The organism is Salinicola lusitanus (genome assembly GCF_038648475.1).
In the GTDB taxonomy this organism is placed as follows: Bacteria; Pseudomonadota; Gammaproteobacteria; order Pseudomonadales; family Halomonadaceae; genus Salinicola; species Salinicola lusitanus.
The window spans coordinates 574,152-586,033 of the sequence record NZ_CP151919.1 but is presented as its reverse complement, the minus strand read 5'-3'; the positions used below and the strand labels follow the sequence as shown (position 1 = coordinate 586,033).

Below are 11,882 nucleotides of genomic sequence, written 5' to 3'. Positions count from 1 at the left end.
GCCTCCGCAGAGCGGGAAGTAAGCCGCGAGCCTGTCGGATGACGGGGCTCGTGGTGGATACCGCACAACATCGGCTGGGTGGTGTCGAAGTTTAATTAATCTCGACTATCGGTGAGATAAACCGTACCCCAAAAGACGATGCCGCCCCGGAGGGCGGCATCGACGTCGGCAGCGGCAGTGAGAGCGAGCGCTTCAGCCGAGATAGGCGTTGAGCATCCACACGGTTTTTTCCTGCTCGCGGATGTAGTCGCTGGCCAGGGAGGCGGTGCCTTCGTCGTCGGCGTCGCTGGCCTGGGAGAGCAATTCGCGCTGCAGTTCGATCAGCACCTGAAACCCCTTTACCAGACCCTGCACGCACTGCTTGCCGTCGGCGACCTGCTTGTCCTCCTGAATCTGCGACACCTTGGCATAGTCGCTGTAGGCGTGCAGCGGCTGATAGCCCAGGGTCAGGATCCGCTCGGCGACCTCGTCGACCTTGGTCAGCAGGTCGGTGTAGATCTCCTCGAACTTGGCGTGGAGCTCGAAGAACTGCTCGCCCTTGACGTTCCAGTGGTAGCCGCGGGTGTTCATGTAGAACACCTGGTAGTTGGCGAGCAGCGTGTTGAGCTTTTCGGCGAGTTGCTCGGCGCTGGAAGTATGCAGGCCGATGGCATTGGTATCGATGTCGGACATGGTCTCTCTCCTGAAAGGTGATCGTGACAGTGTAACCGGGCGCTCTCCGAAGCCCCATCCAAGTCTCGATATGGCGCGGATAGCGTCGTTCTATCAGGACGTTAAGCGCGTTCCATGCCTGGGTATATCAGGGCCACATGACGACAAAACAAGCGTCGTGGAAGAGCTTCCGGTGGTATGTCATCCCTGGCTGCCCACACGCCACAGCCTGGCCAGCGTCCGCGCGCGATCGGCCAGCAGTTCGCCGCAGCGAGCCAGTGCCTCGTCCAGGGTGATCGGGCCATCCGCCAGTGCGAACGCGGCCGTGATGCCGTGATCGAAGGAGGCTTGCCACTGATCGCCCAGCCTTCCGGCCAGCACGATGGTGGGAACGCCGAAGCGCTCCGCCCGGCGGGCGATGCCGATCGGCGTCTTGCCGGATAGGCTCTGACCGTCCAGTTGCCCCTCTCCGGTGATGACCCAGTCGGCGTCGGCCAGCAGTGTGTCGAAATCGACCTGATCCATCACCAGTTCGATGCCGGGACGCAGGGTGGCGCCGAGAAAGGCGCGAGCCGCGAAACCCATCCCGCCGGCGGCGCCAGCGCCCGGCAGCTCCCTGAAATCCTCGCCCAGGATCCTGGCGGCATGATCGGCGAAGTGCGACAGCGCCTGGTCCAGCCGCTCGACATCGGCCTCCGTGGCCCCCTTCTGCGGCCCGAACACGGCACTGGCACCGCGTGGCCCGAGCAGCGGGTTATCGACGTCGACGGCGGTCTGAACCGTCAGCGAGGCCAGCCGCGGATCGAGGCCATCGAGATCGAGTGTCGCCAGCTCGGCCAGCGCGGCGCCGCCGGGGGGCAGGGGGTTGCCTCTGCTGTCGAGCAGTCGTCCGCCAAGGGCAGCCAGCATGCCGGCGCCGGCGTCGTTGGTGGCGCTGCCGCCCAGGGTCAGTACCAGCGACTCCGCGCCGGCATCCAGTGCCGCCACGATCAGTTGCCCGACGCCAAAGGTGGTGCTGTCGAGCGCGGTACGCTCGTCACGCTTGAGCTGCTGCAGACCGCTGGCCTCGGCCAGCTCGACGAACGCGGTGCGCGATGCCTCGTGCCAGCCCCAGGCCGCGGTGGCCTCGCGCCCCAGCGCATCCTGCACGCTTGCCGTTCTCCGCTCGGCGCTCGTTGCCGCCAGCAGGGCATCCAGCGTGCCCTCGCCGCCGTCGCCCATCGGACACTGGTGCAGGATGGCATCGGGCAGTTCCCGCTCGATGCCGGCGGCGATGGCGGCAGCGGCGTCGCGGGCGCTGAGCGCGTCCTTGTAACTGTCGGGAGCAATGACGATCTTCATCGAATCCTCGGCTATGGGTGGCATCGTGGGCGCGGGAGCGGTGGCGCGACCAGCTTAGCGCCGTTGGCCGGCCGTTGCGACGGCCCCGTTCGCGGCGGGTGGCGTGGTGAAGGCCGTTTCCAGACAGCGCCTAGGCGTGTGGACCCCGCGGATTCCGCAGGGCTCGTGCCTTCGTGAGCGCGTCCAATCGTTATTCTGGCACCTTTTTTCGATAATGAATATCACTTGCAATTGACATTTATTATCACCTATCGGTTACTAGCGTTCACATCCACCCCTACACAAAGACTCATGAACGCTTCCAAACGACACGGCACCTCTCTTCCTGATACCCGCCACAACGGCCACCCGTCACGCCCGCACTCGCGCGCTCTCGCCATCACCTCTTGCCTGATCGCAGGGTTGATGCTGCCGACAGCCACGCTTCTCGCCGCGGAAGCCAAGACCGAGAAAAGAGACACGCTCAGCGATATCAGGGTGACTTCGATCCGAGAACGCGCGATCCAGCGCACTACTGCCGAAGAGGGTGCCACCGCCGAGGTCGAAGCCGTCGAACTCAAGGATCAGATCGCCTATTCGCCAGCGGATCTGTTCCGCTACGAGCCCGGCATACTGACCACTAACAATGGCCGTTTTGGTCTCGCCGGCTTCAACGTACGCGGCAACGACGACAATCGAGTATCGATTCAGCTCGATGGGCTGGAGATGCCCGAGTCCTACGAGCCGACCTCGAGCTATCTCAACGCCGGCCGCCTGAGCGTGGATCTCGCCTCGTTGAGTGGCGCCAGCGTGGTCAAGGGCGGCGACGCTCGACACGGCTCCGGCTTCGCCACCGTCAATCTGCGCTTGCAGTCACCCGAAGACTTTCTCTCACCGAGTGGCGATGACAGCTACGCGAGCGTCATGGGCGGCTATCGCAGCGATAACGACGGCTTGTTCGAGAACATCACGCTGGCCGGTCGCCGTGGCAGCCTGGAGTCACTGCTGGTCGCCACCAACCGTAACGCCGATGCGACCAAGAATCATGTCGGCGACGGTAAGAGCGACGACACCCGAGGCACCGCACGCCGCGAACCCGATCCCGGCGACGTCGATAACTACGATGTGTTGTGGAAACTGCAGAAGGTCAGCGACAACAGCCGCATCGGCCTGATCGCCCAGAAGTATCGCATCTCCTCCAAACTGCACCTCTTCTCCGAGGAGGGCCGCAGATACGACGACTACCATAGTGACGACAACATCACGCGCTTGCGCCTCGGGATCTATCAGGATCTCGCCGCCGACACGCCACTCTTCGACGATCTGCACTGGCAGCTCGACTGGCAGCGCAGCGAAACCGTCAATCAGAGCGATATGATCTACGCTGGCTACAATCGCCAGGTCGAGCGCGAGTATGACCAGACCACCTGGCAGTTGAAGAGCGATCTGAGCAAGGAGTTCACGTTCGGCGTGCCACAGCAGGTCGCCTACGGCGCCGTGATCAAGCGCGACGGCTACGACAGCCTGAGCCAGGATCGCAATCTTGATGCCGGCACCGTCGCCAAGAGCCGCTTCTCCCCGCGCGGCGATGCCACCCGCTTTGGGGTCTACCTGCAGGATCGCCTGGCACTGGCCGATGGCCGCGTCAGTCTGACGCCGGCGATCCGCTATGACAGCTACCGCTACGACCTCGATGACGATGCGCTGGTCTCGCAGGACTACGACGGCGCAAGGGGCGACGCCTTCACCGGACAGCTCGGCGGCACCTTCGATCTCACCCCGGCGGTGCAGCTGTTCGGCAAGACCGGTTGGGGTTTCCGCGCACCCTCCTACGATGAGCTCTACTACGACTACAATGGCGGTCGCGGCTATCGCATCGTCGCCAACCCGGATCTCAAGGACGAACGCAGCCGCTTCGTCGAGGCCGGCGTGCGCACGCAGAGTCATCTCGGTAGCGCCGAGCTGACAGGCTTCTACACCGACTACCGGGACTTCATCGAAAGCGGTGTCTCAGCCAGCATCGATCCGAGCAATTATCCCTACGGCGAGTTCACGACCGAGAACGTCGATCGCGCCCTGATCCGCGGCGTCGAATTCCGCGGCCAGCTCGATCTGGCCGAAGCGTTCGGCGCCATCGACGGCCTCTATGGCCGGATTGCCGCCGCCTATATCGAGGGCAAGAATCTCAAGGATGGCAGCGCTTTAGAGACAATTCCGCCCGTACAGGCGGTCGTCGGCCTCGGCTACCAGGCGCCGAGCCAACGCTGGGGCGGCGAGCTGACCGGCACCTTCGTCAATCACGTCAGCGATCACGACGCCGATGGCGCATCGTTCGCCCCGGCCGCCTATCAGCTCTACGATATGACGGCGCATGTCGCGCTCGGCCAGCATCTGACGCTGCGCGGCGGCATCTTCAACCTCGCCGACAAGAAGTACTGGGTATGGGACGACGTGCGCGGCCTGAACATTCAGGGCGACGGGCTGGATCGTTATACGCAGCCCGGCCGTAACTTCGGCGTGAGTGCACAGTACGTCTTCTAGATATCCTCTCTCCGGGCCGGTCACATATGTCTCATCAAGCGGTGTGTGGCCGGCATGCGGTTTGCGCCTCGAGGACCCCGTACGGAACTGCCCGATTCCCAACGGACAGGCATCGCGCCGGCGAAGGCCGCTGGCTGTCGGACGCGCTCGAAAACGCGGCTACGCAGCGTCGCCAGGCGCCGGAGCGATACCGCAGGGTCTGCGACGGAAGTCGTCTGCGGCAAGGCGCGATCCTGCTGCAAGCCGGGGTGTCGATCGAGGTGGCCATCGATCATCTGCTGGCGACGATCCCACTCACGCTGAATGTCCTCGGCCAGGGCATCGAGGCTCGTGGCCAGCGCCTTGAGCTGGCTCACTTGCTTGGGCTCTGGCTGCCAGGCCTCGGGGTATTGAGTGGTGCCATCGCGGGTGCGAATGCAAATCGTAGGTGCAATACTCACCTATTTAGCAGCCGATGCACCTCATCACGCGGGTGCTCGAACGGGAGGCGCGCACTCAGTGGCGTCAAGGCGAATCTGCAGTATTTCACTGATTGGCGGGACCGTATGGTTTTGATCACTCCGCAAGATGGCATGAGCACGCCACCGTAGGGCGTGCAGAGTGCAGCCAGCGTTTGCTGTTCAGAGTCAGGAAGAGGGGTGACGAAGCGCCTTGCCAGGGGGCATCCGTACCAGAAGTTCTGGCCTCTACAAATGCGCTTCACCGATCGAGCAGCAGCACCCGCTCACCACCGTCGATAGTATCGAGCAGCGTCAGCTCGGCATCGAAGGCATTGGCTACCCGCTCGGCCGTCAGCACGTTCTCGGGCGTTCCCGCCGCGACTCGCCGACCGGCTTTCAACAGCCACACCCGATGGGCATAACGCGCAGCCAGGTTCAGGTCGTGCAGCACACAAACGATTGCCAGACCGTCGTCTCGGGCACAGCGCGCCAGCAGCCGCATCAACCGCTGCTGCTGGCCGATATCCAGCGCACTGGTCGGTTCATCGAGGAGCAGGATGCCGCCTGCCTTAGGGCGGGTCGCATCCTCAGGCCGCGGCGCCAGCTGACAAAGCGCACGGGCGATCATCACCCGCTGCGACTCGCCGCCGGAGAGCTCGGTGACAACTCGTTCGCTGAACGCGGTAAGCTGCATCGATTCCAGCGTGCGTTCGAGCCGAGCCACGCTCGGCGTACCGCCCAAGGTCACCAGATCGCGTACCCGCCAGGCGAAGTTGGGCACGTCGCGCTGGGCGACGATGGCTCGGCGCGACGCCAGCGACTGAGGCGTCCAGTCGCGCAGGTCGACGGCATCCAGCGTCAGCCGGCCGCTGTCCGGGAGGCGTAGCCCTGCCAGCATTGTCAGCAAGGTCGTCTTGCCCGCGCCGTTGGGGCCGACGATGGCGAGCAGCTCTCCCGGCACCACGTCACCGCTGAACGCATCGAGCGCCGGCGCAGTACAAAGGCCCGCCTCTTCGAGTCTTAGCATGGTCACCTTCGTGGGGGATGAATCAATGAAAACGTCGACGCAGCAGCAACCATAGGAAATAGCTGCCGCCGACGATGCTGGTGAGTAGCCCCACCGGAATTTCGGCAGGGCTGGCCAGCGTGCGTGCCAGGGTATCGGCGACCACCAGCAGCAGCGCACCGCCGAGCATCGACGCCGGCATCAGCAGGCGATGGCCCGGACCCAGCCACAACCTGAGCGTATGCGGCACCAGCAGGCCGATGAACCCGATGATGCCGACCAGGGCGACACTCAAGCCCACGCCCAGCGCAGTTGCGATGACCACGCCCCGGCGCATTCTGATCACGTTCAGACCGGCGCCGAACGCCGTCAACTCACCGAGTTGCAGCAGATCCAGGTCGTGGCTGCTGCGCGCCAGTACCCACAGCGTCGGCGGCACCACGATCAGTGCGGCGATCACCCCCGGCCACAGCGAGTGCGCCAGAGTTCCCATCCCCCACAGACTCAGCTGGCGCAACTGCTGGTCGTTGGCGATGAACGCCAGCAGCCCGCCGGCGGCACCGGCCAGCGTGTTGAGAACCAGACCGGCCAGCAGCAGCGTCGTCAGCGAACCGCCTTCAGGCGCCCGGCTGCCCAGCGTGAAAACCACCACGGTGATGAAGAGCGCGCCGAGAAAACCGGCGACGAACTGGCCGTAGAGGCCGAACTGGCCGCCCATGCCACCCAGCAGCACGATCCAGACCGCGACCGCGAGGCCCGCGCCGCTGGCCACGCCGAGCAGGGTGGGGTCGGCCAGCGGATTGCGGAAGAGCCCCTGCATGGCGGTGCCGCTGGCCGCCAGCACGGCACCGATCAGCGTGGCCGCCAGTAGTCGCGGCAGCCGCAGTTGCCACCAGACGTAGGCATCCATCGGCGCTGGCATCTCGCCGAGCAGCACCCGGGGCGACAGCCCGACCGCGCCGGTCAGCGCGGCGATGACGAGCGCCAGCACCAGCAATAGCGCTAGCGCGGTGAGAACGCGGCGGCGCCGCCGCGACGCGCGCCGAATCGGATCGGCCAGCATCGCCACCGTCATCATGCCCTCCCTCACGGCAGTGCTTCCAGCGCCCTGCGCAGATCCATCAGCGTCTGCGGGGTACGCGGCCCGAAATCGAGCAGTGCCAAATCGTCGAAGACCAAGAGCCGATGCTTGGCACCGGCCGGCGTGGCCATCATTCCCGGCAGCGCCCACACGCCGGACTCGCCGCCCACCGCCGAAATGCCCAGGGTCGTGCCGATCACCACATCGGGATGGTTGGCGACCAGCCCCTCGGCGCCGACCGGGCGATAGCCCTCGAATCCGGCGAAGGCATTGGTTAGGCCGACCGCCTGCATCATGCCGTCACCGCCAGTGCCGCTACCCGCGACCATCGGCGTCATGCCGGAATGGCTGAGCAGAAACAGGCCGCGGAGGTCGGTCAAGGGCGGCAACGCGTCCAGCGCCGCGATCTGCCCTGCGAGCTTCTGCGCCAGCGCCTCGCCACGCTCGGGAACACCTACCGCCTCGGCCACGGTGCGGACCTTATCGGGAATCGACTCAAGACGCTTGTCGGCCGGAATCTCGATCAGCTCGACACCGCTCGCCTCGAGCTGATCGAGCGTCTCCGATGGCGCCGCATCGGCGCTGACGATGAGTCGCTGCGGGTGAAGCGACAGTACACTCTCCGCAGAGAGCTGACGCAAATAGCCGACGCTCGGCAACGTCGTCAGCGACGCCGGATGGCGCACGGTATCGTCGCGCCCCACCAGCGAGTCGGTGGCGTCGAGCTCGGCCAGGATCTCTCCGATATCGCCGCCGATCACCACCGTTCGGGGTTCGGCGGCCATGACGGGAGCCATTCCGGCAAGCAGGAGCAACGTCAACGCGTAGCGAAGAATAGTCTTCATGATTCACAGGTTCCTAAGACGGCTGCCAAAGCGAGTGAAAAGTCGATGCGTGCCCTTTGCTTGCAAGACCACGGTGTCCGGCGGGACATCGATATCGAGAATTTATTGATAATAATTTACATTTAGATTTGCGCTTGGGCTAGCCCTGATGCGCGTACACGCGGTTGGCCCCAGCGGGTGCTGAACCCAACGGGATGCTCACTGCAGACACTTCAGCGCTATCCACTCCATTCCGTTCCCGGCAGGGCAGTCTTGCCCTGGCGCCGATAGTCGTCGTAGCGCAGCCCGGCGCTCGAGGTCTCGTTTTCCCAGGTCAGTTGACCGAAGGCGCTGGCGCTTCCATCACGGGTATACGACTCGCTTCGGCAGAGGAACTCGCCTGGTGGGGCACGATCCTGAACTCCTGGATATTCAGGCTGTTGCTGGCGTGCCGGCTACCGGTGATGACGTTCAGGCACGGCACCGGTCCATGGTCCCGCGGCGTCATGGTCTATCTTGAGAGCCACTATCGGAGGAGGACCCGTGGCTCAGACGCTTCATCAAGGCGCGTCCCCGGACGTGCCGAACGTGGTTCATTGAGCCGATTTTTGACGCCGGATTGTCGAGGCCGACAGTTTTCCTACAAAGTTCAATGGACGTGGACCGGCGAAGGGCCAACTGTCATGCTCACGCTGTTCGCCGTTGCCTCTCGAGGAGAGTGCCATGAAACCATCATCCTGGCGTTGCCGGTTGCCCCGCGCGACGCGTCCCGGCCCCATCGGTTGGCTCTTCGTCGGCGCCGTGGTGGCGCTGGCCAGCGGCTGTCAGTCGCTGGCCACGCCGGAACCGCTCGCCGCCAATCGCCCGGATTCTCTGCCCGCTGCCTGCCAGTGGCCAGCCTCCGGCGATCCGCTGGTGCGGCTACGGGCCACGCGGGATGCTCTGGAGAGCCAGGGCTACACCATCCTGGATACCGACGCGTCGCTGGGCCTGGTCAGCGCCGAACGCAAGACCTCACAGCCAGGCCTTGGCGCCGTCAACAGCCCGTTCGGGCGTACCGGCCTGTGGGGAGGGTTCGGCCTGGGTGGCAGGAGCGGATATTCGCTGGGGGTGTTCCAGAATTTCGGCGGTGGCTACAACACCGATCCGGTGCAGGTCGAGCGCGTCTCGGTGGTGACACCGGAGGCGACGACGCTGGTCGACCGCGATTCGGTGGTGGTCGATCACAACGGCTATGTGATCGACGCACGTAGCTACAATCAGCCTTCGTTCTGCCAGCAGTTGCGCCAGGATATCGAATCTCGTCTCAACCCGCCCGCCACCGGAGTGACACCATGAGAGACCGCGAGACGATGCCTCGCAGGCGAGCCGTGACAGCGTGGTCCGGCGGACGCAAGGCCGCCTGGCTGGGCGTGCTGGTTGGGTTGCTGCTGCTGACCGCCTGTGCGGTGTCGCCGCAGCCACAGCCACGCAGTATTGCCGTACAGGCCACGGCGGATGAGACGCTCAAGGCGACGCTGGCGATGCTCGCCGAGCGCGGGTTCGTGATTCGCCATGGCGATGGCGATCTGGGCCAGCTCGATGCCGTGCTCGCCTCCCGCTCCGGCTACGAGATTCACGCTCAGATCACCAGCGGCGGCGAACGCCCGCCGGGGCTGGTCATGCAGAATGGCGATACCTACCTCACCTTGAGCGGTCGGCGCGGCGGCCAGCCCCTGGATGCGCTGGCGCTCGACCCCTTGTTCATCGACGTTCAGAATCGATTGGGATTGCTGCCTTGAGGAAACGGTTTTTTTGGCGACACTGCGCGTGGCTGGGGTTGACGATGGGCATGCTCCTGGGGGCTTCGCCGGCCGCTCTGGCGCATCCCCACGGTTGGGTCGACATGAGCGTCGAGGGTGTCTTCGACGATCAAGGCAACCTGACCGCTCTGCGCCAGCGCTGGCGCATGGATCCGTTCTACAGCCAGGTGGTGATGGAGGAGATGGCGACCGTCAAGGATGGTACCAGCATGGCCCAGCGCCTCGATGCGCTGGGGGTGGAGATTCGCAACAATCTCGCTACCCAGCACAACCTGACCAACATCACGCTCGACGGTCAGCCCGTCACCCAGGGCGATGTCACCGACACCAATACCGACTATCGCGACGACCGGCTGGTGTACGAGTTCGTGCTGCCGCTGTCGGCACCGCAACCGCTGGCCGGCCATACCCTGAGCTATCGGATTTTCGATCCCACCTACTACATCGAGATGGTGCACGAGGCCAACGAGGACGGCTCCCAGCCACTACCCGACGCCCTGAAGCTGGACCATCCGCCGGCAGGCTGCACCACCCGGATCGTCAAGGCGACCCCGGACCCGCAGAAGGTGATGGAGGCGGCGATGCTGGACAAGGGTGAGAATGGCGAGCCGAATCTCGGGCGCTTCTTTGCCGAGACCGGAGAGATCTCGTGCCCAGCCTGAAAATGACGCTGAGATTCCTGGTACCGCTGGCGCTGCTGATTGGCGCTGGCGGGATTGGCTATGCGCTGGGGTGGTGGCAGCAGGTCGCGGTCCAGATCGTCTTCTGGCAGGGCGAGTTCTATCACGCCCTGGTCGAGGCCGTCAGTGCGCTGAAGCGCGCTCCCGACGCGACGGCCTGGGGCGTGCTGCTCGGTGTGAGCTTCGGCTACGGTGTTTTCCATGCCGCGGGACCGGGCCATGGCAAGGTGGTGTTGAGTACCTATCTGGCGTCGCAGGGGGGCGCCTGGCGCCGCGCGTTGGGCCTCTCCGTGCTGGCGGCCCTGCTGCAGGGCGTGATGGCGATCGCCATCATCGGCGTTCTGGTATTCGGTCTGGGGTGGTTGACCCGCCAGGCGATGGGCAGCATCGATCAGGCGGAACTGGCGAGTTTCGCGATCGTCACCCTGGTCGGGCTGTGGCTCTGTATCCGGTCGCTGCGACGCCTGTGGCGAACGCGCCACAACGCTGGCATCGCTGCCACGACGACCTTCAGCTCGACCTTCACGCCGGTGACGACGACCGGCCCGGCGTCGAGCCATTCGGCGCCGGGCCCGATGGCGCCCGCGCAGCGACACGCCCACGGCGCCCAGTGCGGGTGCGGGCACGAGCATCATATCGATCCCCAGCAGGCGGGAGACTGGCGCGTGGCGCTGCTGACGGTGCTGTCGATCGGTATCCGCCCCTGTAGCGGCGCGGTGCTGCTACTGGGCGCAGCCTCCCTGCTGGATCAGTTCGGCAAGGGGGTGGTCGCGGTCCTGGCAATGTCGTTGGGGACGGCGCTGACCGTCTCATCGCTGGCCCTGCTCAGCGTGCTGGCGCGCGACTGGGTCAAGCGCCATCTCAAGCCCGCCAGGGGCGGCGGCCAGTGGCAGGCGTGGGTCGGTCTGGCCGGCGGGGCGCTGATACTGGTGCTGGGCCTGTCGCTGACCCTGGCCCAGTGGCAGCGAGGGCCGGCCGCCGGTCCCCCCATGCTTGGCGCGCCTACCGCGCAGCAGTCCGACCCCGCGCCGGGGCCGTTCGGCGCGGGGCGGGGCTGACCCTCACGGCGGAGAGGTGAATAGCTCCGGTCGGTGTCACGACGACGTCGCAGAGCTCGCCAGCCGTGCGATCTCTGCACGACGCTGCTCGAGCAAATCGGCCGGATAGGCGTCGGCGCTGCCATGGCCCCAGACGGGGCCGGGCCAGGCGGCATCGTCGGCAAAGCGCACGATGACATGGAGATGGAACTGCGCCACGACATTGCCCAGCGTGGCGATGTTCAATTTATCCCCCCGGTAGAACGCCATCATCGCCTGCCCCAGTCGCGTGGCTTCCTGCCACAGGCGCGCCTGGTCGTCGCCCGGCAGATCGTAGATCTCGACGACACCGGCGCGCTGCGGGATCAGGATGACCCAGGGGTAGCGGGCATCTCGACTCAGGCGAACCTGGCACAGGGGTAGATCGACGACGTGAATGCTGTCCTGTTGCAGGCGAGAGTCGAGCGTGAAATTGGGCATGACGCCTCCGACGGTGGAGA

At 65.2% G+C, this 11,882-nt stretch carries 12 protein-coding genes and 1 pseudogene; 5 read left to right on the top strand and 8 right to left on the bottom strand.

Translation table 11 applies throughout. From position 1 onward, the window contains the following. Positions 1–192: 192 nt before the first annotated feature. Positions 193–672 (bottom strand): Dps family protein, encoded by a 480-nt coding sequence (locus AAGT95_RS02650; protein WP_110598074.1) that lies wholly within the window; start codon positions 670–672, stop codon positions 193–195. Between the two features lie 180 nt (positions 673–852). Further along, on the bottom strand, positions 853–1,992 hold the full coding sequence (locus tag AAGT95_RS02645) for a glycerate kinase (protein ID WP_342595430.1): 1,140 nt from the start codon (positions 1,990–1,992) through the stop codon (positions 853–855). A 291-nt stretch (positions 1,993–2,283) separates the two neighbouring features. Here AAGT95_RS02645 and AAGT95_RS02640 point away from each other — a divergent pair, with 291 nt between their 5' ends. Next, positions 2,284–4,512: a TonB-dependent hemoglobin/transferrin/lactoferrin family receptor gene (locus tag AAGT95_RS02640; RefSeq protein ID WP_342595429.1), complete on the top strand. Its 2,229-nt coding sequence runs from the start codon at positions 2,284–2,286 to the stop codon at positions 4,510–4,512. Positions 4,513–4,532: 20 nt separating this feature from the next. Here the strand turns inward: AAGT95_RS02640 and AAGT95_RS02635 are convergent, their stop codons facing one another. The 5 genes and pseudogenes from AAGT95_RS02635 to AAGT95_RS02610 all read right to left on the bottom strand — a co-directional run bounded on the left by AAGT95_RS02635 (position 4,533) and on the right by AAGT95_RS02610 (position 8,371). After that, the gene (locus tag AAGT95_RS02635; RefSeq protein WP_342595428.1) at positions 4,533–4,868 is read right to left on the bottom strand and encodes a hypothetical protein; all 336 of its coding nucleotides are present in this window, start codon (positions 4,866–4,868) and stop codon (positions 4,533–4,535) included. A gap of 343 nt (positions 4,869–5,211) precedes the next feature. Continuing rightward, positions 5,212–5,910, bottom strand: a pseudogene (locus AAGT95_RS02625) (ATP-binding cassette domain-containing protein); the annotation flags it as partial. Between the two features lie 91 nt (positions 5,911–6,001). After that, entirely contained in the window at positions 6,002–7,036 is a 1,035-nt protein-coding gene (locus AAGT95_RS02620) for an iron ABC transporter permease (protein WP_342595426.1), read from the bottom strand. An 8-nt stretch (positions 7,037–7,044) separates the two neighbouring features. After that, a complete protein-coding gene (locus tag AAGT95_RS02615; RefSeq protein ID WP_342595425.1) occupies positions 7,045–7,884 on the bottom strand; it encodes a heme/hemin ABC transporter substrate-binding protein in 840 nt (279 codons plus the stop codon). A gap of 313 nt (positions 7,885–8,197) precedes the next feature. Continuing rightward, on the bottom strand, positions 8,198–8,371 hold the full coding sequence (locus AAGT95_RS02610) for a hypothetical protein (protein ID WP_342595424.1): 174 nt from the start codon (positions 8,369–8,371) through the stop codon (positions 8,198–8,200). Positions 8,372–8,586: 215 nt separating this feature from the next. Between AAGT95_RS02610 and AAGT95_RS02605 the strand changes: the two genes are divergently transcribed. The 4 genes from AAGT95_RS02605 to AAGT95_RS02590 are packed head-to-tail and all read left to right on the top strand — an operon-like array spanning position 8,587 to position 11,403. Further along, positions 8,587–9,201: a hypothetical protein gene (locus AAGT95_RS02605; protein ID WP_342595423.1), complete on the top strand. Its 615-nt coding sequence runs from the start codon at positions 8,587–8,589 to the stop codon at positions 9,199–9,201. Positions 9,202–9,233: 32 nt separating this feature from the next. Beyond that, on the top strand, positions 9,234–9,644 hold the full coding sequence (locus AAGT95_RS02600) for a hypothetical protein (RefSeq protein WP_157958337.1): 411 nt from the start codon (positions 9,234–9,236) through the stop codon (positions 9,642–9,644). Between the two features lie 44 nt (positions 9,645–9,688). Further along, positions 9,689–10,327: a DUF1007 family protein gene (locus AAGT95_RS02595; protein ID WP_110598064.1), complete on the top strand. Its 639-nt coding sequence runs from the start codon at positions 9,689–9,691 to the stop codon at positions 10,325–10,327. Continuing rightward, positions 10,315–11,403: a nickel/cobalt transporter gene (locus AAGT95_RS02590; protein ID WP_342595422.1), complete on the top strand. Its 1,089-nt coding sequence runs from the start codon at positions 10,315–10,317 to the stop codon at positions 11,401–11,403. The genes AAGT95_RS02595 and AAGT95_RS02590 overlap by 13 nt, the downstream gene beginning before the upstream one ends. A gap of 36 nt (positions 11,404–11,439) precedes the next feature. On the opposite strand, the gene AAGT95_RS02585 is transcribed toward AAGT95_RS02590, so the two are convergent. Continuing rightward, complete coding sequence (locus tag AAGT95_RS02585; RefSeq protein WP_342595421.1) at positions 11,440–11,862, bottom strand: HIT domain-containing protein; 423 nt, start codon at positions 11,860–11,862, stop codon at positions 11,440–11,442. Between the last annotated feature and the right edge of the window lie 20 nt (positions 11,863–11,882).

Bases quoted from the DNA above. Each gene is read 5' to 3' on its own strand.
- AAGT95_RS02645 (WP_342595430.1), bottom strand. From the start codon at position 1,992: ATGAAGATCGTCATTGCTCCCGACAGTTACAAGGACGCGCTCAGCGCC.
- AAGT95_RS02620 (WP_342595426.1), bottom strand. From the start codon at position 7,036: ATGATGACGGTGGCGATGCTGGCCGATCCGATTCGGCGCGCGTCGCGG.
- AAGT95_RS02585 (WP_342595421.1), bottom strand. From the start codon at position 11,862: ATGCCCAATTTCACGCTCGACTCTCGCCTGCAACAGGACAGCATTCAC.
- AAGT95_RS02605 (WP_342595423.1), top strand. From the start codon at position 8,587: ATGAAACCATCATCCTGGCGTTGCCGGTTGCCCCGCGCGACGCGTCCC.
- AAGT95_RS02650 (WP_110598074.1), bottom strand. From the start codon at position 672: ATGTCCGACATCGATACCAATGCCATCGGCCTGCATACTTCCAGCGCC.
- AAGT95_RS02615 (WP_342595425.1), bottom strand. From the start codon at position 7,884: ATGAAGACTATTCTTCGCTACGCGTTGACGTTGCTCCTGCTTGCCGGA.
- AAGT95_RS02640 (WP_342595429.1), top strand. From the start codon at position 2,284: ATGAACGCTTCCAAACGACACGGCACCTCTCTTCCTGATACCCGCCAC.
- AAGT95_RS02610 (WP_342595424.1), bottom strand. From the start codon at position 8,371: ATGACGCCGCGGGACCATGGACCGGTGCCGTGCCTGAACGTCATCACC.
- AAGT95_RS02595 (WP_110598064.1), top strand. From the start codon at position 9,689: ATGGGCATGCTCCTGGGGGCTTCGCCGGCCGCTCTGGCGCATCCCCAC.